Annotated in this window: 33 protein-coding genes; 4 read left to right on the forward strand and 29 right to left on the reverse strand. The window is 37.3% G+C overall.

What is annotated here, in order from left to right; translation table 11 throughout:
- Positions 1-125 precede the first annotated feature (125 nt).
- From rplQ to rpsJ, 29 genes are all read right to left on the reverse strand, one after another.
- A complete protein-coding gene (gene rplQ / locus CCON33237_RS08740; RefSeq protein WP_002941584.1) occupies positions 126-482 on the reverse strand; it encodes a 50S ribosomal protein L17 in 357 nt (118 codons plus the stop codon).
- A gap of 11 nt (positions 483-493) precedes the next feature.
- Entirely contained in the window at positions 494-1510 is a 1017-nt protein-coding gene (locus tag CCON33237_RS08745) for a DNA-directed RNA polymerase subunit alpha (protein ID WP_054197274.1), read from the reverse strand.
- Between the two features lie 14 nt (positions 1511-1524).
- Positions 1525-2151, reverse strand: coding sequence for a 30S ribosomal protein S4 (rpsD, locus tag CCON33237_RS08750; protein ID WP_054197275.1), 627 nt, complete (start codon positions 2149-2151; stop codon positions 1525-1527).
- 25 nt (positions 2152-2176) lie between these two features.
- The gene (rpsK, locus tag CCON33237_RS08755) at positions 2177-2569 is read right to left on the reverse strand and encodes a 30S ribosomal protein S11 (protein ID WP_021091081.1); all 393 of its coding nucleotides are present in this window, start codon (positions 2567-2569) and stop codon (positions 2177-2179) included.
- Between the two features lie 22 nt (positions 2570-2591).
- Positions 2592-2960, reverse strand: a complete 369-nt coding sequence (rpsM, locus tag CCON33237_RS08760; RefSeq protein ID WP_012140556.1) for a 30S ribosomal protein S13 — start codon at positions 2958-2960, stop codon at positions 2592-2594.
- A gap of 3 nt (positions 2961-2963) precedes the next feature.
- Positions 2964-3077 (reverse strand): 50S ribosomal protein L36, encoded by a 114-nt coding sequence (rpmJ, locus tag CCON33237_RS09500; protein WP_002941545.1) that lies wholly within the window; start codon positions 3075-3077, stop codon positions 2964-2966.
- 189 nt (positions 3078-3266) lie between these two features.
- Positions 3267-3485 carry a translation initiation factor IF-1 gene (infA, locus tag CCON33237_RS08765; RefSeq protein WP_002848031.1) on the reverse strand — a complete coding sequence of 73 codons (219 nt, stop codon included), beginning with the start codon at positions 3483-3485 and terminating at the stop codon, positions 3267-3269.
- A gap of 32 nt (positions 3486-3517) precedes the next feature.
- Positions 3518-4276 carry a type I methionyl aminopeptidase gene (gene map / locus CCON33237_RS08770; protein ID WP_054197276.1) on the reverse strand — a complete coding sequence of 253 codons (759 nt, stop codon included), beginning with the start codon at positions 4274-4276 and terminating at the stop codon, positions 3518-3520.
- Between the two features lies 1 nt (position 4277).
- Positions 4278-5540 carry a preprotein translocase subunit SecY gene (gene secY, locus CCON33237_RS08775; protein ID WP_054197277.1) on the reverse strand — a complete coding sequence of 421 codons (1263 nt, stop codon included), beginning with the start codon at positions 5538-5540 and terminating at the stop codon, positions 4278-4280.
- A complete protein-coding gene (gene rplO, locus CCON33237_RS08780; protein ID WP_054197278.1) occupies positions 5540-5941 on the reverse strand; it encodes a 50S ribosomal protein L15 in 402 nt (133 codons plus the stop codon). The genes secY and rplO overlap by 1 nt, the downstream gene beginning before the upstream one ends.
- Before the next feature lie 15 nt (positions 5942-5956).
- Entirely contained in the window at positions 5957-6400 is a 444-nt protein-coding gene (gene rpsE / locus CCON33237_RS08785) for a 30S ribosomal protein S5 (RefSeq protein ID WP_002941646.1), read from the reverse strand.
- Positions 6401-6415: 15 nt separating this feature from the next.
- Complete coding sequence (gene rplR, locus CCON33237_RS08790; RefSeq protein WP_021091120.1) at positions 6416-6772, reverse strand: 50S ribosomal protein L18; 357 nt, start codon at positions 6770-6772, stop codon at positions 6416-6418.
- 10 nt (positions 6773-6782) lie between these two features.
- Positions 6783-7319 carry a 50S ribosomal protein L6 gene (rplF, locus tag CCON33237_RS08795; RefSeq protein WP_054197279.1) on the reverse strand — a complete coding sequence of 179 codons (537 nt, stop codon included), beginning with the start codon at positions 7317-7319 and terminating at the stop codon, positions 6783-6785.
- A gap of 193 nt (positions 7320-7512) precedes the next feature.
- Positions 7513-7908, reverse strand: coding sequence for a 30S ribosomal protein S8 (gene rpsH / locus CCON33237_RS08800; RefSeq protein ID WP_054197280.1), 396 nt, complete (start codon positions 7906-7908; stop codon positions 7513-7515).
- Between the two features lie 9 nt (positions 7909-7917).
- Entirely contained in the window at positions 7918-8103 is a 186-nt protein-coding gene (locus CCON33237_RS08805) for a type Z 30S ribosomal protein S14 (protein ID WP_002941532.1), read from the reverse strand.
- A 1-nt stretch (position 8104) separates the two neighbouring features.
- Positions 8105-8650 (reverse strand): 50S ribosomal protein L5, encoded by a 546-nt coding sequence (gene rplE / locus CCON33237_RS08810; RefSeq protein ID WP_002941643.1) that lies wholly within the window; start codon positions 8648-8650, stop codon positions 8105-8107.
- A 5-nt stretch (positions 8651-8655) separates the two neighbouring features.
- The gene (gene rplX, locus CCON33237_RS08815; RefSeq protein WP_009295260.1) at positions 8656-8892 is read right to left on the reverse strand and encodes a 50S ribosomal protein L24; all 237 of its coding nucleotides are present in this window, start codon (positions 8890-8892) and stop codon (positions 8656-8658) included.
- Positions 8892-9260, reverse strand: coding sequence for a 50S ribosomal protein L14 (gene rplN / locus CCON33237_RS08820; protein ID WP_021091075.1), 369 nt, complete (start codon positions 9258-9260; stop codon positions 8892-8894). The genes rplX and rplN overlap by 1 nt, the downstream gene beginning before the upstream one ends.
- Complete coding sequence (rpsQ, locus tag CCON33237_RS08825) at positions 9260-9511, reverse strand: 30S ribosomal protein S17 (RefSeq protein WP_021091107.1); 252 nt, start codon at positions 9509-9511, stop codon at positions 9260-9262. Before rpsQ ends, rplN begins: the two co-directional genes overlap by 1 nt.
- Position 9512: 1 nt before the next feature.
- Positions 9513-9707, reverse strand: coding sequence for a 50S ribosomal protein L29 (gene rpmC / locus CCON33237_RS08830; protein WP_002941625.1), 195 nt, complete (start codon positions 9705-9707; stop codon positions 9513-9515).
- Positions 9694-10119 (reverse strand): 50S ribosomal protein L16, encoded by a 426-nt coding sequence (gene rplP / locus CCON33237_RS08835; RefSeq protein ID WP_021091116.1) that lies wholly within the window; start codon positions 10117-10119, stop codon positions 9694-9696. Before rplP ends, rpmC begins: the two co-directional genes overlap by 14 nt.
- Positions 10120-10121: 2 nt before the next feature.
- Positions 10122-10820 (reverse strand): 30S ribosomal protein S3, encoded by a 699-nt coding sequence (gene rpsC / locus CCON33237_RS08840; protein ID WP_002941650.1) that lies wholly within the window; start codon positions 10818-10820, stop codon positions 10122-10124.
- 1 nt (position 10821) lies between these two features.
- Positions 10822-11154, reverse strand: a complete 333-nt coding sequence (gene rplV, locus CCON33237_RS08845; RefSeq protein WP_002941544.1) for a 50S ribosomal protein L22 — start codon at positions 11152-11154, stop codon at positions 10822-10824.
- An 11-nt stretch (positions 11155-11165) separates the two neighbouring features.
- Positions 11166-11447, reverse strand: coding sequence for a 30S ribosomal protein S19 (gene rpsS / locus CCON33237_RS08850; RefSeq protein WP_002941639.1), 282 nt, complete (start codon positions 11445-11447; stop codon positions 11166-11168).
- A gap of 2 nt (positions 11448-11449) precedes the next feature.
- Complete coding sequence (gene rplB, locus CCON33237_RS08855) at positions 11450-12283, reverse strand: 50S ribosomal protein L2 (RefSeq protein WP_002941522.1); 834 nt, start codon at positions 12281-12283, stop codon at positions 11450-11452.
- A 1-nt stretch (position 12284) separates the two neighbouring features.
- Entirely contained in the window at positions 12285-12566 is a 282-nt protein-coding gene (locus CCON33237_RS08860; protein WP_002941535.1) for a 50S ribosomal protein L23, read from the reverse strand.
- Position 12567: 1 nt separating this feature from the next.
- On the reverse strand, positions 12568-13182 hold the full coding sequence (gene rplD, locus CCON33237_RS08865; RefSeq protein WP_012140561.1) for a 50S ribosomal protein L4: 615 nt from the start codon (positions 13180-13182) through the stop codon (positions 12568-12570).
- Entirely contained in the window at positions 13179-13757 is a 579-nt protein-coding gene (gene rplC / locus CCON33237_RS08870; protein WP_002941563.1) for a 50S ribosomal protein L3, read from the reverse strand. The genes rplD and rplC overlap by 4 nt, the downstream gene beginning before the upstream one ends.
- A gap of 20 nt (positions 13758-13777) precedes the next feature.
- Positions 13778-14086 (reverse strand): 30S ribosomal protein S10, encoded by a 309-nt coding sequence (gene rpsJ / locus CCON33237_RS08875; RefSeq protein ID WP_009295257.1) that lies wholly within the window; start codon positions 14084-14086, stop codon positions 13778-13780.
- A gap of 255 nt (positions 14087-14341) precedes the next feature.
- On the opposite strand from rpsJ, the gene CCON33237_RS08880 reads away from it, so the two are divergent.
- The 4 genes from CCON33237_RS08880 to CCON33237_RS08895 all read left to right on the forward strand — a co-directional run bounded on the left by CCON33237_RS08880 (position 14342) and on the right by CCON33237_RS08895 (position 19919).
- A complete protein-coding gene (locus tag CCON33237_RS08880) occupies positions 14342-17296 on the forward strand; it encodes an Eco57I restriction-modification methylase domain-containing protein (protein WP_054197281.1) in 2955 nt (984 codons plus the stop codon).
- Positions 17297-17340: 44 nt separating this feature from the next.
- Positions 17341-18435: an ATP-binding protein gene (locus tag CCON33237_RS08885; RefSeq protein ID WP_054197282.1), complete on the forward strand. Its 1095-nt coding sequence runs from the start codon at positions 17341-17343 to the stop codon at positions 18433-18435.
- A gap of 78 nt (positions 18436-18513) precedes the next feature.
- A complete protein-coding gene (locus CCON33237_RS08890) occupies positions 18514-19368 on the forward strand; it encodes a hypothetical protein (protein WP_054197283.1) in 855 nt (284 codons plus the stop codon).
- On the forward strand, positions 19368-19919 hold the full coding sequence (locus CCON33237_RS08895) for a ribonuclease HII (protein ID WP_054197284.1): 552 nt from the start codon (positions 19368-19370) through the stop codon (positions 19917-19919). The genes CCON33237_RS08890 and CCON33237_RS08895 overlap by 1 nt, the downstream gene beginning before the upstream one ends.
- Positions 19920-19937: the final 18 nt, after the last annotated feature.

The raw sequence follows: 19937 nt of genomic DNA on the forward strand, positions 1-19937 counted from the left end.
ATTTTGGTAGATAATTAAAGAAATTTATAGTTTGAGAAAGCTTTTGAAAAGAAGGATTTTATTTTAAAAGTGGTGGAATTTTATATTCAATAAATTAAAAAAAGAGAGCCGAAGCTCTCTAATAATTATTCAGCTACTAGCTCTATATAAGCCATCTCTGCTGCGTCGCCTCTGCGAACACGAGTCTTGATGATTCTTGTATAGCCACCATTGCGCTCTTTAAATTTTGGAGCTACTTCAGTAACTAATTTATTTGTTGTTTCTTTATCTTGTAAAGAAGCAAATACTGCTCTGTGAGCGTTGGAGTCACCTTTTCTAGCTCTTGTGATTAGCTTTTCAACATAGCTTCTAAGCTCTTTTGCTTTTGGTAAAGTCGTCTCTATCTTTTCGCTTTTGATGATAGCTATCGCCAAATTTTTAAGCAATGCAGATCTATGAGATGACGTTCTACCAAGTTTGCGATATCCGTGTTTATGTCTCATCTATTGTCCTTTTATTCTTTTACACTCATTTGTGCTTTAAGCTCGGTTATTTTCTTTCTTAGTTGCTCTTTGCCATCTTTTAACACATCGGCACCAACTGGATAGCCTATCTCTTCCATAACCGCTTTAATCTCTTCAAGAGATTTTTTACCTAAATTTTTAAGCTCTTTAAGCTCATTTTCGTCCATTAATGCAAGCTCGCCGATAAATCTAATATCAGCTTTGTCAAGGCAGTTGAAACTTCTAGCGCTTAAATTTAGATCTTCTACGCTAGAAAGTAACTTTGAAAACTCACCACCTGTACTTGAGCTAGCAACTGGAGTACTAACATCAATATCCAAAATTCCTTTAAATACTGACATTTGTTGATACATAGCTTCTAAACAATTTTTAAAAGCCTCTATCGGACTAACTTGACCATCAGTTGTTATAGTAAATACGATCTTTTCATAGTCTGGATCATCCTCAACCAAGACATTTTGTATATCGTAAACTGCTTTTTTAACAGGTGTAAAAAAAGCATCAAGTGCGATATAGTCGTCTTCGATCTCTTCTCTGATCTCTTCACTAGGAACATATCCGATACCTTTTTGAATGATAACTGAAAAATTTAACTCAGCATCTTCATTTATTGTAGCAAGGTATGCATCTGGGTTAACGATCTCAACTAGATCATTATTTAAATCAGCACCGGTTATCTCTTTTGGTCCTTTAAAGCTATACTCTATAACTTCGCGCTCACTGGTGCTTTTTAATTTAAATCTGATCTTTTTCAAATTTATAATAAAAAAAGCTACGTCTTCTAGCATACCACGCATACTGTCAAATTCGTGGCTAACGCCTTTTATCTTTACACCAATAGGAGCAAAACCTACCGTACTTGTGTAAAGAAGACGACGCAATGGGTGAGCCAAAGTAACAGCATAACCCGCCTCAAAAGGATACGCTGTAATGTTAGCAACATTTTCACTAACACTTTTAACTTCAATTTCAGTTGGCATATAAGCTGATGTAGTAATCTTTCTCATCTTTATACCCTCTATTATTTTGAATAAAGCTCTACTATAAATCTTTCCTCAACAGGAATGATAACCTCTTCTCTTTCTGGATTTCTAGTGAAAATTCCAAATTTTTTCTCTTTTTCAACATCTACCCAAGCAACAATACCGGTTTGTGCTGTAAGATCTATTGCACGAACAATTTGTGGATTGTTCTTAGATTTTTCAACAATCTCTACTTTTGCACCTGGCTCAACTCTGTAAGATGGTATATCTACTCTTTTGCCATTTACTAAAATATGTCCATGGGTTACTAGCTGACGAGCAAAACGACGAGTTGTTGCAAAGCCCATTCTATAAACAACATTATCTAATCTTTGCTCTAGTAGTTGAACCAAAAGGGCACCAGTATTACCTTCGCGGCGTGCTGCTTCTTGAAATAATCTTCTAAATTGTTTCTCAGAAACACCATACATAAATTTAGCTTTTTGCTTCTCGCGAAGTTGTAAGCCATATTCACTTATTTTTGCTCTTCTTTGTCCATGTTGTCCTGGCGCATAAGGTCTTTTTTCAAAAGCACTTTTACCAGCAAGTCTTCTTTCGCCTTTTAACGCAAGAGACACACCAAGACGTCTTTCTAATTTTTCAACAGGTCCTGTATATCTAGCCATAATAATTTCTCCTATTTTTCTCTAATTATACGCGGCGGCGTTTTGGCGGTCTACAACCATTGTGTGGTAAAGGTGTAATGTCTTTAAAGAAAGATACTTTAATTCCTTCAACAGTTCCTACACTTTTAACAGCCGTTTCACGTCCGCTACCTGGACCTTGAACCTTAATACCAACTTCTTTTATGCCATGCTCTTTTGCTTTATTTAGAGCATCTTCAACTGCCTGTTGGGCTGCATAAGGAGTTGATTTTTTACTACCTTTAAAGCCTAAGCCACCTGCACTACTCCATGCAATAGCATTTCCCATTTCATCAGTTACAGTTACCATAGTGTTGTTAAATGTTGCACTAATATAAACGATACCTTTGGCTATGCTTTTTCTAACTACTTTTTTCTTAACAATTTTTCTTTTCGCCATTTATTATCCTTTAACCCTTGCCTTACTTAGTAGCCGCACCGACAGTTTTACGTCTGCCTTTTCTGGTTCTAGCATTAGTTTTAGTCTTTTGGCCACGAACAGGAAGACCTTTTCTGTGGCGAAGACCTCTATAACTTCCAAGATCCATAAGAGCTTTGATATCCATAGCAACTTGTTTTCTCAAATCACCCTCAACGACGTGGTGCTCTTGAATTTCTTTACGGATAGCTGCTGCTTCGTCTTCGCTAAGCTCATAAACTCTCTTGTCGTAAGAAATTCCAGCTGCGTCAAGAATTTGACGAGATTTATAAAGACCTATACCATAAATATAAGTCAAACCATACTCGATTCTCTTTTTGTTTGGTAAATCTACACCTGCAATACGTGCCATGCCTTATCCTTGTCTTTGTTTATGTTTTGGATTTTCGCAGATAACACGAATTATGCCACTACGTTTGACAATTTTACATTTGTCACACATCTTCTTTACAGAAGGACGAACTTTCATTTTAGTCTCCTAAAAATTTATTCCACTTTTTTAGGGGCTGCATCAGGTCTAAAGAAAAATTTTAAACCAACTATTTTCAAAATAAGTGGGGAACTTTGAAAATAATTCTTCATACAGCTTTTCGCAAAGCTTGGATTTTACCCAAAACCAGCTTTAAATTTACTTAGCATATTTGCCAAGGGGGTAAATTTACTTATATCTATAAGTGATCCTGCCCTTGTCTAGGCTATATGGCGTAAGTTCTACTTTTACGCGGTCGCCAGGCATTATCTTTATATAATGCATTCTCATTTTTCCGGCGATATGACATAAAATTATATGTTTGTTGTCAAGCTCAACTTTAAAAGTTGCATTTGGCAGTGCTTCAACAACGTTTCCATCAATCTCAATGACATCGTCTTTTGCCACAAATTCTCCTTTCTCTAAATTTTTACTCTATTTTATACTTGGCTTAAAATTTCGGCTTTGCCATTAACTATCGCCATGCAATGCTCATAATGGCTAGTTCTCAAACCATCTTTTGAGGTTACTTTCCAGTTATCGCTTCCCAAAACTGGCGTGCCGTCTTTTTGGCAGATCATTGGCTCTATACAAAAAACCATTCCCTCTTTTATCTTTGGTCCGGCTTTTGGGTTGTGTCCCTCAAGGTAGTTTGGAATTTCTGGCTCTTCATGTGGCCTTTTTCCTATACCATGACCACAATACCCACGCAAAGGCACATAGCCTCTACCTAGTATAAATTTCTCAAGCTCGTAGCAAATTTCTTTAAAATGCATACCAGCTCTTATAAAATCTATCGCAAAATATAGTGCATCTTTTGAGCAAGCTATCAAAGCTTCATCTTCTTTTGAAATTTTACCAACCCCAAAAGTCCTAGCCGAATCGCCAAAATAACCATCTAAATTTGAGCCAATATCAACACTAACGATATCGCCCTCTTTTAGTTTATATTCATTCGGGATTCCATGGATCACCACTTCATTGACACTTATGCAAGCTGCATTTGGGAAGCCGTAAAGCCCCTTAAAGGCTGGTTTTGCTCCAGCAGCTCTTATCATATCTTCGCAAATTTTATCTATCTCAAGAAGTGAAATTCCAGGTTTTATGATCGTGGAAATATGATCAAGAGTTTGAGCGACGATCTTATTCGCCGCTCTCATTTTCTCTATCTCAGCTGGTCTTTTTAGCGTGATAGCCATTTTATAGACCTACTGCACTTAGAGTTTGGTATTTGTTTGTATAAGACTGAGCTTCTATACGTCTCATAGTATCAAGAGCGACAGAAACCACGATCAGCACCGACGTTCCCCCAAAATAGAATGGTACACCCATGGTTTTTACAAGTACCCACGGTAAAGTTGATATAATACCAAGGTATAAAGCACCGCCCAAAGTTAGCCTACCAGCTACTTCATTTAGATAGCTAGCCGTACTCTCGCCTGGTCTAACACCTGGAATAAATCCGCCTTGTTTCTTTAAATTTTCACTTATATCTTTTGTGTTAAATACGATCGATGCGTAGAAAAACGCAAAGAAGATGATAAATAAAAACGTTAAAAAGTTAAACATATAGCCATTTGGACTTAAAAAGTCGTTGATAGCTTGGATGATCGGATTTGTACTAGCTTGTAAAATAGTACTAGGAAACATCAAAATCGCACTAGCAAATATCGGCGGGATAACGCCGCTTAAATTTACTTTGATCGGTATATAGTTCATTATACGTTTGTTTTGATTTTCCATTATCACTTTTCTTGAGTAAGAAATAGGGATACGCCTTTCGCCCATCTCGACAAATATAATAGCACCAATAGTAGCTAAGATAATCACCAAAATAGCGATAACTGTTAGGAAATTCATCTCGGAAGTATTTACTAAATTTACAGTTCCGCCGATCGCACTAGGTATGCCAGAGACGATACCAGCAAAGATGATAAGACTTATACCGTTGCCTATACCACGTTGCGTTATTTGCTCACCTATCCACATAAGCAGCATAGTTCCAGTTAGCATAGATACAGCAGATATCGCGATAAATAAATTTATATCTATCATGATAGCTTGTTCGCCACCGCGTCCACTTAAGCTTTGAAGTCCGATAGAAACACCGATTGATTGCACAAGAGTGATGACAATGGTTGCATAGCGTATAATTTGCATATATTTTTGCATACCGTCACGCTCTTTTTTCATCTGACCTAATTTCGGAAATGTTGCTGCTAAAAGCTCCATAATGATCGAAGCTGTAATGTAAGGCATAATACCTAGAGAGATTATACTTAAACGCTCAGCAGCTTTACCGCTAAACATATTAAATAGACCCAAGGCATTGCTATTGTTTGAATTAAAAAATTCTTTAATTACGTCGACATTAACACCAGGAACTGGCACATAAGCCAGTATCCTGTATGCGAACAAAAATGCCAACGTGATTAAAATCTTGTTGGTCAGTGTTTTATCCATTATTTTGTTCCGCTAACGCTAACGTTCTCGTCTTTAATCTTAGAAGCAAGAGCTTTTGCGCTTGTACCGATTAGTTTTATCTTAGTAACGCTCTTTGAAATTTTATGAACGCTAGCTATTGTTGCTATTGAAATTTCAGCAAGCTCTTTTATAGCTGCAATTTTCTCGACATTAATAACATAAGGTTTTTCAAATTTAGAAGTAAAACCTACTTTTGGAAGACGCCTTTGAAGTGGTTGCTGTCCGCCCTCAAAACCTCTTTTCTCATTGTAGCCTTTTCTTGCTCTTTGACCTTTATTACCTTTGCCAGCAGTTTTGCCATTGCCACTACCTTGACCACGACCTATTCTTTTAGTTGCATGAGTTGAACCCGCAGCAGGTGTTAATTTTTCTAATGCCATCTTAACTCCTTTCTCTTAGCTTTTTAGCAAACTAAGTGCTTTTATAGTAGCACGAACGACGTTTGCTGAGTTGTTTGAACCAAGTGATTTAGTAAGGATATCCTTAATACCTGCAAGCTCGATAATAGGACGTGCACTACCACCAGCGATAACACCAGTACCCTCGCTAGCTGGGCGAAGCAGCATTCTACTTGCGTTATATTTTACCTCTACGTCATGAGGAATAGTTGTGCCTTTGATCTTAACGTGGATAATATTTTTAAATGCGTCGTCAATCGCTTTTCTCATCGCATCTGGTACCTCTTTAGCTTTACCATAACCAAAGCCAACTAGACCATTTCTATTACCAACAACAACTAAAGCTGTAAATCTAAATCTACGACCACCTTTAACAACCTTTGTAACCCGACCGATATCGACGATTACTTCTTCAAATTCTTCTCTATTATATTTTTCCATCGATTTTCCTTTGGGTTATAGCTTGATGCCATTTTCTCTTAAAGCTTCAGCAAATGCTGCGATAACGCCATGGTACAAATAACCATTTCTATCAAAAACTGCAACATCTATCTTCTTAGCTTTTAAAGCCTTAGCAAATTCTTTAGCTAAAGTGACCGCACCTTCTTTATTTGCTTTTATGCCTATTTTTCTACCATCAACTGCAGCTAGTGTAGTAGCTGTAACGTCGTCAATCGCTTGAACATAAAGAGTTCTGTTTGACTTGAAAATAGAAACTCTTGGGCAAGTTGCAACACCAGAAATTTTACCTCTGATTCTTCTTTTTCTCTTAATTCTAAGAGCGATTTTTCTTTTTAGTACTTTTGCTGTCATTTACCGCTCCTTACTTCTTAGATGTCTTGCCCGCTTTGCGGATGATGCGTTCTTCTAGATATTTAACGCCTTTGCCTTTATATGGCTCAGGTGGTCTAAATCCTCTAACTTGAGCAGCCACTTGACCTACTACTTGTTTGTCATCGCCTTTGATAGTAATAACGTTTTTCTCAACACTAGCTTCAACGCCTGCTGGTAGCTCATAGTTGATAAGGTGTGAAAAACCAAGAGAAAGCTCTAAAATTTTACCTTTTGCAGCTGCTTTATAACCAACGCCGTTGATCTCAAGCTGGCGAGTAAATCCCGCAGTGATACCAGTTACGATGTTATTAGCAAGTGCTCTATATGTTCCCCAGTAAGCTCTACTTTGGCGATCTTCGCCTTTTGGAGCAAAAACTATATGACCATTTTCTACCTTGACATCAACATGACCTTTTGTGTCAAGTTCTTTTATATGATTGCCCTTTTTAAATTTTAGGACATTATTTTCAACGCTAACGTCTACACCACTTGGGATAGCGATAGGCTGTTTTCCAATACGTGACATTTTTTTCCTTTACTTGTCTAGGGTGTTCCTACATTTACGAATAAACACCACAATGCCGTAAATTTTATCGTCAAATTTGACGAAACCTTCATTTGAATTTCTAAATTTAGCTTTGGCAAAATCTAAAATTTTACCAAGCTAAAAATTTAACCTTACCTTCATAAGGTTAAAATAGCGTATTTAATGCAGTTTATTACCAAACCGTGCAAAGAACCTCGCCACCAACGCCAGCTTTACTTGCCTCAATACCGCTCATAACGCCTTTGCTTGTGCTAACGATAACTGTTCCGTAACCATTTTTAAAACGCTTAATGTCGTCTTTGCCTTGATAAACACGGCGACCAGGTTTTGAAACCCTTTTAAGCTCGTTTATAACACTTCTGCCGTACTCATCATACTTTAAAACTACATTTATAAATTTCTTGTTACCTTCTTCGATAACGTTGTAGCTCTCTACATAGCCTTTTACTGCAAGGATAGAAAGAGTAGCCTCAACAACCTTAGAATGAAGCAATTTCGCAGTTTCAAGCTTTCTCATACTTGCATTTCTAATGCGTGTTAATCCATCTGATATTAAATCGTTTAACATTTCTCTTCCTTACCAACTTGCTTTTTTAAGACCAGGTATTAGGCCTTCGTTAGCCATTTTTCTTAGGCAAACACGGCAAATTCCAAAATCTTTATAAACAGAGTGCGGACGACCGCAAATTTGGCATCTAGTGTAGCCGCGAACCGCAAATTTTGGCTTGCGTGCAGCTTTTGCTATCATTGATTTCTTTGCCATTTTACTTTCCTTTTGCAAACGGCACGCCAAATAGCTCTAGCAATTTGAATGCCTCTTTATCATTTTTAGCCGTAGTAGCAATCGTAATATTCATACCATGAGTTCGTAAAATTTTATCATACTCAACCTCTGGAAACATTAGCTGCTCGCTAAGACCAAAGTTATAGTTTCCACGTCCATCAAAGCCATTTTTTGGAAGACCACGGAAGTCTTTAACCCTTGGAAGAGCAACGCTAATTAGCTTATCTAAGAAAGCATACATTTGCTCTTTTCTCAAAGTTACTTTGATACCAACAGGAAAGCCCTCGCGAACTTTAAAGCCAGCAACTGATTTTTTAGCATCAGTGATAACTGCTTTTTGTCCGGCGATAAGTGAAATGGTATCAGCCATATTTTGAAGCACTTTCTGATCTTTCGCAGAGTCTCCAGCACCTACACTGATCACGATCTTCTCAAGCGCAGGGATAAGCATTGGATTTTTGATGTCAAATTCTTTTACGAGAGCTGGCTTGATAGTTTCGTTAAATTTATCTTTTAATCTACTCATATCTCTTATCCTTCAACTTTCGCGACGTTTGATATGTCAATTGGCATCTCTTTATTTACGTGACCACCATTTGGAGTTTTTTCGCTTGGTTTGATAGCTTTTTTAGCTACTTTGCATCCCTCAACTATAACCTGACCTTTTTTTGCAAGAACTGCTAAAATTTTACCAGTTTTGCCTTTATCGTCACCAGCGATGATCTTTACAGTATCGCCTTTTTTGACTTTAAATTTTACATTAGCCATTATAAAACCTCCGGAGCTAGCGAAACAATCTTCATAAAGTTAGCATATCTAACTTCACGTCCAACTGGTCCAAAAATACGAGTGCCGACTGGCTCTTTTTTGCTATCAAGTATAACAGCTGCGTTCTCGTCAAAGCGGATTAGCGAACCATTATCTCTTTGAACCTCTTTTTTAGTTCTTACAACAACAGCTTTTACAACCTGTCCTTTTTTGATCTTACCATTTGGAAGAGCTTTTTTAACAGAGCAAACTATGATATCGCCAAGTGTAGCGTATCTTCTTTTGCTGCCGCCAAGAACTTTTATACACATTAACTCTTTTGCACCACTATTATCAGCAACTGCAAGTCTTGTAAAACTTTGAATCATTACTCAACTCCCTTTGCCAATACAGCTTTTAAGCGAAAATTCTTGCGAGCTGAAAGTGGTCTGCACTCGATCGCAACAACTGTATCGCCTGCTCTTGTCTCATTTTTCTCATCGTGAACTAAATATTTTTTAAAGCGTTTTACAAATTTATGGTATCTTGGGTGCATAACGCGTCTTTCTACCAAAATAGTAGCTGTTTTATCTCCAGCTTTTTGTAAAACAACACCTTGAATTTCTCTTTTTAATGCCATTTTACGCCCCTTGTCTTGTTGCACTAATTGCAGTGTTGATCTGAGCTATCTCTTTGCGAACAGCACTAATCTCATTAGGGTTGCTTAACTGCATAGTTTTTAGCTTTTGTCTTAAAGTAAATAAAAGCACCTTTTTCTCTTTTAGCAACGCGTTTAATTCTGCAACGCTCTTATCTTTTAACTCAGTATATTTCATTTTCACTCTCTCGCGTTACAAATTTTGATTTGAAAGGAAGTTTGTGTAAAGCCAAAGTTAGAGCTTCACGAGCTAGCTCTTCGCTAACACCAGCCATTTCAAATATTATACGACCAGGTTTGATATTCATAACCCACTCTTCAACTCCAGCCTTACCTTTACCCATACGAGTTTGTAGAGGTTTTTTAGTAAGTGGCTTATCAGGGAAAACCCTAATCCAAATTTTAGCCTGTCTTTTTACATGACGAGTTAGAGCTTGACGAGCAGCTTCTATTTGACGAGAATTTATTCTACCAGCTTCAACAGCCTTAAGTGCAAATTCGCCAGTTGCTAAAGATGCTCCACGAGTCGCATAACCACGGTTGCGACCTTTCATTTGCTTACGAAATTTCGTTCTTTTAGGCATCAACATAATTATTTACCTCTTCTTGCTCTACGTGTTTTCTTAGGTGCTTCTTCTTCAGTTTTCTCAGGTTGAACACCTTTTTGAAGAACCTCACCTTTAAAAATCCATACTTTAATACCTATGTTTCCATAAGTCGTATGAGCCTCAGCTACACCATAATCTATCTTTGCTCTAAGAGTATGAAGCGGAACGCGACCTTCTAGATACCACTCGGTTCTTGCCATCTCAGCACCACCTAAACGACCAGCAACTGAAATTTTGATACCTTTAGCGCCTGATTTTTGAGCACCTTGGATAACTTTTTTCATAGCACGTCTAAATGCGACACGCTTTTCAAGTTGCATAGCTACGTTTTCAGCAGCAAGTTGAGCTGAAGCTTGAGCTTTTCTTTCTTCTTTGATATTTACATTTACTTCTTTACCGATAAGTTTGCTAACTTCGTTCTTTAGATTTTCAACATCTTGACCTTTTTTGCCGATGATGATACCAGGACGAGCTGCAACTACGGTTACACGAAGTTTTTTAGCCGTTCTTTCGATTAGAATTTGGCTAATTCCTGCATAGTAAAGCTTTTTCTTTAAAAATGCACGAATTTTGTAATCTTCACCGATATTTTCAGGAAGACTTTGTTTGGTTGGAAACCATCTAGATTCCCAGTTGCGGTTAATTCCTAGTCTAAGACCTATTGGATTTACTTTTTGTCCCATATTATGCTTCCTTCTTTTCAGGTTTAGATACTTCTACCATTACATGAGAAGTAGGTTTGCGAATTTTGCTCGCTGTTCCTCTTGCTCTTGGTCTAAATCTCTTTAATACAGGACCAGCGTCAACGCGGCAACTAGTTACTACAACTTCTTCTGGCTCAAATCCGCCATTTGCTACTGCTGAGCTAATAGCGTTTGCTATAAATTTAGCACCACGATTTGGCATAAATTGCAAGCTTGCAAGCGCTAGCTCGGCATTCATGCCTTGAACTTCTCTTGCTATAAGTCTTGCTTTTGTAGGAGAAAGTCTTACGAATTTTATAATTGCTCTACTCATATCATTTCCCCTTACTTGCCGATTTTCTTTTGCACTGAGCCTTTATGACCCTTAAATGTGCGTGTTGGAGCAAATTCGCCAAGTTTATAGCCTATATGATTTTCTGTAACATATACAGGAATAAAGCTCTTGCCATTATGAACGTTAAATGTTAGTCCAATCATTTCAGGTACAATCGTGCTACGTCTTGACCAAGTCTTGATTGGTTTGTTATCGTTTGCATTTTTTGCGGCAATAACTTTTTTCATTACATGATCATCTACGAAAGGACCTTTTTTGAGTGATCTTGCCATCTCTATTTTCCTTTCCTTCTTGAAATTATAAGCTTATCGCTAGCTTTTTTACGGCGAGTCTTAGCACCTTTAGTTGGTTTACCCCATGGAGTAACTGGGTGACGGCCTGAATTTTTCTTACCTTCACCACCGCCGTGTGGGTGATCAACTGGGTTCATAGCAGAACCACGTGTTTGTGGGCGGATACCGCGGTAGCGATTACGTCCAGCTTTACCGATAGTGATGTTAGCCCAGTCTTCGTTACCAACTACACCGATACTTGCCATACACTCGGCCAGTACTTGTCTCATCTCGCCACTTGGCATTCTTAAGATAACGTACTTCTCTTCTTTACCCATTAGCTGAGCGTAACCACCAGCTGAACGAGCTATCTGAGCGCCTTTTCCAGGTTTTAGCTCAACGTTATGAACGATAGTACCAACTGGGATAAATCTTAATTTCATAGCGTTGCCTGGTTTAATATCTAGTGAGCCCTCATCGATAGATGCGATAACGTCGCCAACATTTAGGCCATTTGGTCTAATGATATAGCGTTTTTCACCATCTTTGTAAGCTATAAGAGCGATACGGCAGTTTCTGTTTGGATCGTACTCGATCGCTTCAACTTTACCTTCTATACCAAATTTGCGACGTTTGAAGTCGATGATACGATAAAGTTTTTTTGCACCTGCTTCTTTATGTCTTGAAGTTATACGACCATTGTTGTTTCTACCGCCAGTTGCAGGTAGTTTAACAAGCAAGCTTCTAACGCTTGGTTTAGCTGTTATATCTTCAGAGCTTAGTCCAGTCATATATCTACGACTAGGTGTATATGGTTTATATGATTTTATAGCCATCTTACGCCTCCGTATTTTCTAGGCTTACGCCTTCAGGTAACTTAACGTAGAATTTCTTTATCTCGTCACGTTGGCCTGCTCTTCCTCTAAAACGCTTAACCTTGCCGCTAATTCTAAGTGAATTTACGCGAACAGGCGTTACTCCAAAATACTCTTGTAAAACTGCTTTTAAGCTGTTTTTTGTAACTCTTGGTGAAGTTTGGATAACAACAACGCCTTGTTCTTGAAGGCCTAGAGTTTTTTCTGTATAAATAATTGTTTTGATATCAGTTATATCCGCCATTTTAGCCCTCTTTTGTTATAGTTTTTAGTGCAGCTTTTTCAATGATAACCGAACTAAATGTAGAGACAAGATAAGCATTTACCTCATTTGCATCTACTACATAGCAGTTTGCTAAATTTCTAAAAGCAAGTAGTGTTTTATCGTCTAGTAAATCTTTAACGATAAGCGCATCTTTTACTTTTAAATTTTTGATGATATTAGCTGCATCTTTTGTCTTTCCAGACTCGATTGAGATGCTATCTACTGCGAAAATTTTACCATCTTGTGCTTTTACTGCCAAAGCGTACTCAAGAGCTAGTCTTTTTTGTTTTTTATTGACTTTTTGAAAATAGTTTTTCTCGTTTGTTGGACCAAATGCAACTGCACCGCCTACCCAAACGTTAGTTCTAGTTGAACCTGCTCTTGCACCACCACGTCCTTTTTGTCTCCATGGTTTTTTACCACCACCGCTTACAAAAGCACGGCTTTTAGTATGAGCCGAATTTGCTCTTATACCAGCAAGGTAAGATTTTACATAAAGATATAGGTTGTGCGGATTTACTTCAGCGTAGCTTGCAGGAAGCTCTAACTCGCCTGAATTTTCAAATTTATCGTTTAATACGTGAATTTTACTCATTTTACAATCCTTATTTTACCCATTGCACCATTGTGACCAGGAACGCAACCTTTTACAACTACGATGCCATTTTGAGCGTCAAAACTTATTAGCTCGTTTTTAACAGTAACTTTCTCATTGCCCATGTGTCCTGCCATTTTCATACCTGGTTGAACACGACCTGGCCATTCGCAGTTACCGATTGAACCGTGGCGTCTGTGGAAACGTGAGCCGTGGCTTTTTGGACCACCACCGAAACCATGTCTTTTTACCACACCTTGGTAGCCTCTACCTTTTGAGTTAAAGCTAACTTTTAAAATTTTAGCCTCATTTAATGGTGTAAAGTCTAGGTTTCCAACTTCGCTATTAGCTACTTCAAGCGTAGCAAATTTGTTAAATTCTGCAGTCAGATTGTATTTCTTTTGCTGACCAGCGATAGCTTTGTTGTTTGCTTTAGTGTGGGCATACGCTACGATAGCACGTTTATTTTCGTCGATCTCACATACTTTAGCCTCAACTAGCTTAAGTAGTGTAACTGGCGTACTCTTCGTGGCAATCGTTCTACTCATACCTATTTTTTCTACAATATATTCCATACTCTTATCCTTTTGTCCGCTTACTTCATCGCACGAACTTCGACATTAACTTCTGGAGCTAGGTCGAGTTTTGTTAGGCTATCTACAGTTTCTGGAGTAGCAGCTACGATGTCAAGCATACGAGCGTGTATTCTCATCTCAAACTGCTCACGTGAGTCTTTGTTGATGTGTGGAGATTTTAAGACTGTATAGCGTTTGATCTTTGTAGGCATTGGTACCGGGCCACGAACGTCGGCACCTGTTCGTTTGACAGCTTCTACGATTGCTGCAACAGTGCGGTCTAGAACTCTATGGTCGTAAGCTTTTAGCTTTAACCTGATTCTTTCCATGTGTTTTCCTTTAAAAAGAACTTGTCGCAAACTCGCGACCTCTTTACATCAAAATAACCCGCATAGGATCAAGCGATCGTACGAGCAAGACATAGGTCTTTCGTAAAGAGACTGCGATTTTACAAAAAAGCTATTATAGTTGTCAAGAAAAACGCTATTTTTTGATGAATTTTGATTAATTATTTCCTTTTAATAAGGAAGATATAAAATTTAAAAAGATAAGATTCCAAGAAATTAAAATTTTAAAGAGAAAAGATGCCGATCTTTAATACAAAATTCTTATTAACTCAAGACCAAGACGAGGAGAAGCTTAAAAAGCGTTATGCAAATTTGCAAATGTATCAGTCAAAAGCTAGCGAGATTAAGTGCTTCAAAGAAGAGAAATTTCAAACGCAGTTTCTAAAAGATATCTTTGAAAACTGCCTTGGCTACACTTTGGATACTACTAATCCTACAAATTTCAATCTTGAACGTGAGAAAAAGAACGAAACTGACGGCAAAAAAGCAGACGGGGCGATACTGATAAATGGCGAAGTTAGATGCGTGATCGAGCTAAAAGATCAGACCACACAGCATCTTGATAAAACTCCGTCCAACCGCGAGCTTAGCCCGGTAGATCAAGCCTTTCGCTATTTTATCTCGCATGAAAATGCCAAATATGTCGTTGTTTCAAATTTTAATGAACTGCGTTTTTACATCGGCAATAAAACAACATTTGAAAAATTTGACCTTTTTACAGCAAGCTTTGACGAGTTTAAAAGACTTCATTTGCTGCTTAGCTTTGAGAGCATTAGCACGGATCTGCCGCTAAAGCTAAAAGAGAAATTTGCCACTCACGAGCGCGAAATTTCAAATAAATTTTATAAAGACTTTAGCGCATTTAGACTTACTCTTTTTAAAAATATTTGCAAAAACAATACTAGCGTTGATAAAAATAGGCTTTTAAGCCTAACTCAAAAACTATGTGATAGGTTTGTCTTTATACTATTTGCCGAAGACCGCGGACTACTAAGACTTCGCACGATAGCCGAGATAAAAGATAAATTTCAAAACCAAGTTACTGAGCTTAGTTTTTATGACTTTTACAAAATTTACTTTAAAGCCATCGATGAAGGCAGTGAACGTCTTGATATCAAACGCTATAATGGCGGACTTTTTGCCACAGATACTGAGCTTGATGCACTAAAGATAGACGATAGCGTGCTTGAAGCGCAGTTTTTAAGCGACTATGACTTTTTAAGCGACATCGGTGTAAATATCCTAGGACATATCTTTGAAAGCTCACTAAACGACCTTGAAGAGCTAAATGCGCAAATAAATGGTAATGAATTTGATGCCAAACAGAGCAAACGCAAAAAAGATGGCATATTTTATACACCAGAGTTTATAACAGAATTTATAGTTGAAAATTCGCTTGGTACGCTTTGTAAAGCCAAAAAAGATGAGCTAGGGCTTGATCTAAATGAGCTACTAGCACCAAAAAATCCAAAAAAATTAACCAAAGCAGAAAGTGAGATCAAAGGCAAAATTTATGCTTACCGCGAATGGCTCTTATCTCTTAAGATACTTGATCCAGCTTGTGGCTCTGGTGCGTTTTTAAACCAAGCCTTAGAATTTCTTATTAGTGAGCATGGCGCATTAGACACTTACCGCAAAGTATATGAGGGCGAGGGATTGGGACTTTACGATATAGAAAGCACCATTTTAGAAAACAACCTTTACGGCGTAGACATAAATGCCGATGCAGTCGAGATCGCCAGGCTATCTCTTTGGCTCCGCACAGCTGCAAAAGGACGAGTTTTGACAGATCTTAGTAAAAATTTAGTAGCAGCAAACTCGCTTTTAGAATTTCCTTTCGACTTTAAATTTGATGTCGTTATCGGCAATCCTCCCTATGTCAGACAAGAGGCGATAAAAGAGCAAAAGCCAGCCCTACAAAAATATAAAGTTTATAGCGGCACGGCTGATTTGTTTGTCTATTTTTATGAGCTTGGCATTACACATCTAAAAGAAAATGGGCTTTTAGGCTTTATATGTTCAAACAAATTTTTCCGTGCCAGCTATGGTGAAAATTTACGTAAATTTATACTAGAAAATACGCAAATAACACATATTATCGATTTTGCTGGGGTTAAAGTTTTTGAAGATGCGAGCGTAGATAGTGCGGTTACTATTTTTAGAAAAATAAGAGCCGGTGAAAATTCAAAATTTAATTTCCTAGCTTCAAGCACCATAAATTTAAAAACGCAAAAATTTATCCAAATACCACAATCCACGCTAAACGAAACAAATTTCACCTTTTTAGATAAAAGCAAATTTGAGCTAAAAAGCAAGATCGAAAAAGTCGCAAAGCCATTAAAAGATTGGGGTGTGAATATCAACTATGGTGTCAAAACTGGACTAAACGAAGCATTTATCATCGACGATAGCACTCGTGATAAAATTTTAAATAACTGCTTTGGAGAAGAAAGAGAACAGACACAAAAGCTCATAAGACCGATCTTAAGGGGTCGAGATATAAAGCGTTATGACTATGAGTGGGCTGGGCTATGGCTCATAAATATCCATAATGGATATGGCACCGAGCCTCGCATCAATATAGATAATTTTCCTAAGCTAAAACTATATCTTGAGAAATTTGAGCCAAAACTTTCCAATCGTTCTGATAAAGGAGCCACTCCTTATAACCTACGAAACTGCGTATATTTAGATGAATTTGAAAAAGAGAAAATTTTATGTGCCAGAATGGTGCAAAGCCCAAAATTTGCTTACGATATAAATAATAATATTCCAGACAATACTGCATATTGCATAACTGGCGAAAATTTAAAATTTTTATTAGCCTTTTTAAATTCAACAGCTGTTTATAAAATTTTCAACTTTTTCTATGCTGGAGGCGGACTTGAAGGCGAAATAAAAATAAACCGCTTAGAAATTTTGCCTATCCCACAAATCACGCCACAAAATGAAAATTTAGCAAACGAGATAATAAATTTGGTCGATGAAATTTTAAAAGCCAATGAAAAAATTAAGCTTTACGAGAAGCACATGCCTACTTTAACTCTTTATGAAAAGCTAGAAGCTAAAGAAAATATCGACGCGCTAAATAACAAAATCAAGGCAAGTAACGAAAAAATAGACGAACTTGTTTTTGAGCTTTATGAGCTAACGAGCGATGAGAGCGCGCTTATAACAGGGGGGGGGAATTGACGGTATAGTAAAAATTTACATATGCATCTTACAAAGGGGAGAAAATGAACCAATTAGAGCTTTATTACAATCAGCCGCTTAAATCAAGTAAATTTATCCCCAGAAAATACGAAATCATCTCGCCAAAGACGCTTATAATAGGCGCCATTTCAAGTGGCAAAACAGCCCTTGTTTATGAGTTCTTGAGCCATTATAAAAGCGAGGAGAGGCTTTATGTAAATTTAGACGATCTAAGGATAGACAGAGCCTTACTTTTAGCAAATTTAAAAGAATTTTTAGAAAAAAATACCCAGATAAAGGTTCTTGCAGTTGAAAATTTACAAGCTGCTGACCTTGCAAATTTAGGCTTTTTAAAGGGCGCAACACTTGAAAATATCATCCTTACAAGCAAGGAATTTTCACTCACGATTGACGGCTTTGCTCGCATAAATTTAAACTACCTTGACTACGAGGAATTTATACTATTTTTTAAGAAAAATTTGGACCAAGACCTACTTTTTAGCTACTTTTTGGCTCACGGCAACGAGATAGCAAGTGCTTTTTTGGACTCTAGCGAGGTCACAGCGCACTTGCAACAACTCTTAAGAGCAAATTTAAGCGAGCAAAGCATTGCGATTTTAAAAGAATGTGCTCCAAAATGCCACGATGTGCTTAGTACTTTTGGTATCTACAAAAACCTAAAAGAGCAGATGAAAATTTCAAAAGATAGTGTCTATAACGCGGTAGCCAGCCTTAATGAAAATGGTTTTATAGAATTAGTACCAAATTTAGATGAGAGCAGCACGAGCAAAAAGCTCTACTTTACAAATTTTGCACTTCGCAACGCTTTATACCTAAAAAAGGACTTTTTGGCTGTCTTTGCAAATGTCGTTTTTTGCGAATTGCTTAAATTTAAAGATGAAATTTACTACACAAAAGAGATTGATTTCTTCCTTAATAAAAGGAAGATCGCGATCATCTGTGTGCCGTTTTCTGCACCAGAGATCATCTTTTTGAAATTTAAAAAACTCCACGCAAGCTTAAAAGAGCTGGGTGTAAGCAAGCTTCAGATAATCAGCGTCGCAAACCAAGCTGAGCTTAGCTTTGAGGGCATAAAATGCGAAATTTTGCCCTTTTCTAGGTGGAGTCTAGGTTTATAAATTTAAACCTTTATTTGATTATTGTTTTAAAAGCTTAAAGTAAAGAAGCTATAATCAACAAAACTATGAAGGACGGACATGAGAGCATTTATTGGGATTTTTATACTTATAGGAAGCCTATTTGGCTATGAGATAAATCACGAAAACTGGGCAAAATTTTATAAATTTATTGGTGAGGCAAATGGTATAAAATTTGAAGTTTATATGAACTATTTTAAAGATGAATTTGAAAATTTTAAGCAAAGTAAGAGCTTTAAAGTGCCGGCCAGGATAAGCGGACATATCTTTTTTGATGGTACAAAATACGACTACGAAAAAGGTAATCTTGAGCAAAATAGCAGTGAAATTTCATCGCTAAATGCTGTATCTGATAAGATAAATTTAGACGTTAAAAATGAAAATGGCGAGCTAAAGGGCAAAATAATCGTTAAAAACAAAGCCTATAATGCGACTATCAAAAAAGAAAAAGAGTATGAAATGCTAAATATTGGCATCCAAATGACCGAAGCAAATGGCACGAGATACGAAGCTATAATTAACGACATATTTGCTAAAGAATCGGCTAAAAAAAATAAAAATAAATTACTCTCGACACTTTATGACCTAAAAAGTGAGCGTAAAAAATGGCCAAATAACCAATTTGAGAGCCTAGATAACATCTACTATATAAATGACAAAATAAAAAGCATCTGCACCTATAAAAATAATAAAACTAGTTGCGATGTCGTCTTACTTAAAACCAACAAAAAGCTAAAGTTAAAGCAGATTTTTAAAGATATAAACGACCCTCATCTAAAAGCAATCCTCGCAACAGCAGGCGTTAGTGAAAATTTTGTACTTTCGCCACTTGGGCTTACCTTTTTAAACGAGGAGCAAATTAGCGTGCCACTTGATGAGCTAAGACCTTACTTTAGCGATGAAATCGGGCTTTAATGGCAAAAATTTGTGGCATAGATGAGGCTGGACGTGGGGCTTTAGCTGGGCCTTTAAGCGTAGCGGCCTGCGTGCTTAATAAAGAAATTTCAGGTCTAAACGACTCCAAAAAACTAACTGCAAAAAAGCGTGAGGAGCTTTTTAAAGAGATTATAAAAAGCTCAAATTTTCTCATCATCTACTTCTCAAATGCACAAATAGACGAACTTGGGCTAAGCGAGTGCTTAAGACGAGCGCTCAAAATTTTTAAGGCGCACTTTGAGGGTTTTGAGATTATTTATGATGGAAATTTAGACTATGGCGTAGGTATCACAACGATGATAAAGGCTGATAGCAAAGTCGCTGAGGTAAGTGCTGCTAGCATATTAGCAAAGGTTAGCCGTGATAGTTTAATGAAAGGCTGGGATAAAATTTACTCAAAGTACGGCTTTGCTGGGCACAAAGGATACGGTACAAAGGCTCACCTAGATGCCATTGCCAAGTTTGGCTATTTAAGCCTTCATAGAAAAAGCTTTGTAGTAAAGTCTTTTGAAAAATCTCTATTTGACTAAGATTAATTATCTAAGCAT

Origin of the sequence: Campylobacter concisus (assembly GCF_001298465.1) — a bacterium.
In the GTDB taxonomy this organism is placed as follows: Bacteria; Campylobacterota; Campylobacteria; order Campylobacterales; family Campylobacteraceae; genus Campylobacter_A; species Campylobacter_A concisus.

Coding starts and splice junctions, on each gene's coding strand:
- rpsC (WP_002941650.1), bottom strand. CDS start 10,820: ATGGGACAAAAAGTAAATCCAATAGGTCTTAGACTAGGAATTAACCGC.
- rpsH (WP_054197280.1), bottom strand. CDS start 7,908: ATGTTAAACGATTTAATATCAGATGGATTAACACGCATTAGAAATGCA.
- rpsK (WP_021091081.1), bottom strand. CDS start 2,569: ATGGCGAAAAGAAAAATTGTTAAGAAAAAAGTAGTTAGAAAAAGCATA.
- rplX (WP_009295260.1), bottom strand. CDS start 8,892: ATGGCTAATGTAAAATTTAAAGTCAAAAAAGGCGATACTGTAAAGATC.
- rpsQ (WP_021091107.1), bottom strand. CDS start 9,511: ATGGCATTAAAAAGAGAAATTCAAGGTGTTGTTTTACAAAAAGCTGGA.
- CCON33237_RS08860 (WP_002941535.1), bottom strand. CDS start 12,566: ATGGCGGATATAACTGATATCAAAACAATTATTTATACAGAAAAAACT.
- CCON33237_RS08885 (WP_054197282.1), top strand. CDS start 17,341: ATGAACCAATTAGAGCTTTATTACAATCAGCCGCTTAAATCAAGTAAA.
- CCON33237_RS08895 (WP_054197284.1), top strand. CDS start 19,368: ATGGCAAAAATTTGTGGCATAGATGAGGCTGGACGTGGGGCTTTAGCT.
- rplB (WP_002941522.1), bottom strand. CDS start 12,283: ATGGCTATAAAATCATATAAACCATATACACCTAGTCGTAGATATATG.
- rplP (WP_021091116.1), bottom strand. CDS start 10,119: ATGTTGATGCCTAAAAGAACGAAATTTCGTAAGCAAATGAAAGGTCGC.
- secY (WP_054197277.1), bottom strand. CDS start 5,540: ATGGATAAAACACTGACCAACAAGATTTTAATCACGTTGGCATTTTTG.
- rpmJ (WP_002941545.1), bottom strand. CDS start 3,077: ATGAAAGTTCGTCCTTCTGTAAAGAAGATGTGTGACAAATGTAAAATT.
- rpsE (WP_002941646.1), bottom strand. CDS start 6,400: ATGGAAAAATATAATAGAGAAGAATTTGAAGAAGTAATCGTCGATATC.
- rplN (WP_021091075.1), bottom strand. CDS start 9,260: ATGATTCAAAGTTTTACAAGACTTGCAGTTGCTGATAATAGTGGTGCA.
- rpsD (WP_054197275.1), bottom strand. CDS start 2,151: ATGGCTAGATATACAGGACCTGTTGAAAAATTAGAAAGACGTCTTGGT.
- rplV (WP_002941544.1), bottom strand. CDS start 11,154: ATGAGTAGAGCAATTATAAAATTCGTAAGACTTTCTCCTACAAAAGCA.
- rplD (WP_012140561.1), bottom strand. CDS start 13,182: ATGAGTAAAATTCACGTATTAAACGATAAATTTGAAAATTCAGGCGAG.
- rplO (WP_054197278.1), bottom strand. CDS start 5,941: ATGGCATTAGAAAAATTAACACCTGCTGCGGGTTCAACTCATGCAACT.
- CCON33237_RS08890 (WP_054197283.1), top strand. CDS start 18,514: ATGAGAGCATTTATTGGGATTTTTATACTTATAGGAAGCCTATTTGGC.
- CCON33237_RS08745 (WP_054197274.1), bottom strand. CDS start 1,510: ATGAGAAAGATTACTACATCAGCTTATATGCCAACTGAAATTGAAGTT.
- rpmC (WP_002941625.1), bottom strand. CDS start 9,707: ATGAAATATACTGAGTTAAAAGATAAGAGCGTTGCAGAATTAAACGCG.
- map (WP_054197276.1), bottom strand. CDS start 4,276: ATGGCTATCACGCTAAAAAGACCAGCTGAGATAGAGAAAATGAGAGCG.
- rplC (WP_002941563.1), bottom strand. CDS start 13,757: ATGGAATATATTGTAGAAAAAATAGGTATGAGTAGAACGATTGCCACG.
- rpsJ (WP_009295257.1), bottom strand. CDS start 14,086: ATGGAAAGAATCAGGTTAAAGCTAAAAGCTTACGACCATAGAGTTCTA.
- rplQ (WP_002941584.1), bottom strand. CDS start 482: ATGAGACATAAACACGGATATCGCAAACTTGGTAGAACGTCATCTCAT.
- rpsS (WP_002941639.1), bottom strand. CDS start 11,447: ATGGCAAGATCACTCAAAAAAGGTCCTTTCGTAGATGATCATGTAATG.
- rplR (WP_021091120.1), bottom strand. CDS start 6,772: ATGACAGCAAAAGTACTAAAAAGAAAAATCGCTCTTAGAATTAAGAGA.
- rplE (WP_002941643.1), bottom strand. CDS start 8,650: ATGAGTAGATTAAAAGATAAATTTAACGAAACTATCAAGCCAGCTCTC.
- rpsM (WP_012140556.1), bottom strand. CDS start 2,960: ATGGCACGTATTGCAGGTGTAGATTTACCAAACAAAAAGAGAATCGAG.
- rplF (WP_054197279.1), bottom strand. CDS start 7,319: ATGTCACGTATTGGAAAACAGCCTATCGCTATCCCAAGTGGTGTAGAC.
- CCON33237_RS08805 (WP_002941532.1), bottom strand. CDS start 8,103: ATGGCAAAGAAATCAATGATAGCAAAAGCTGCACGCAAGCCAAAATTT.
- CCON33237_RS08880 (WP_054197281.1), top strand. CDS start 14,342: ATGCCGATCTTTAATACAAAATTCTTATTAACTCAAGACCAAGACGAG.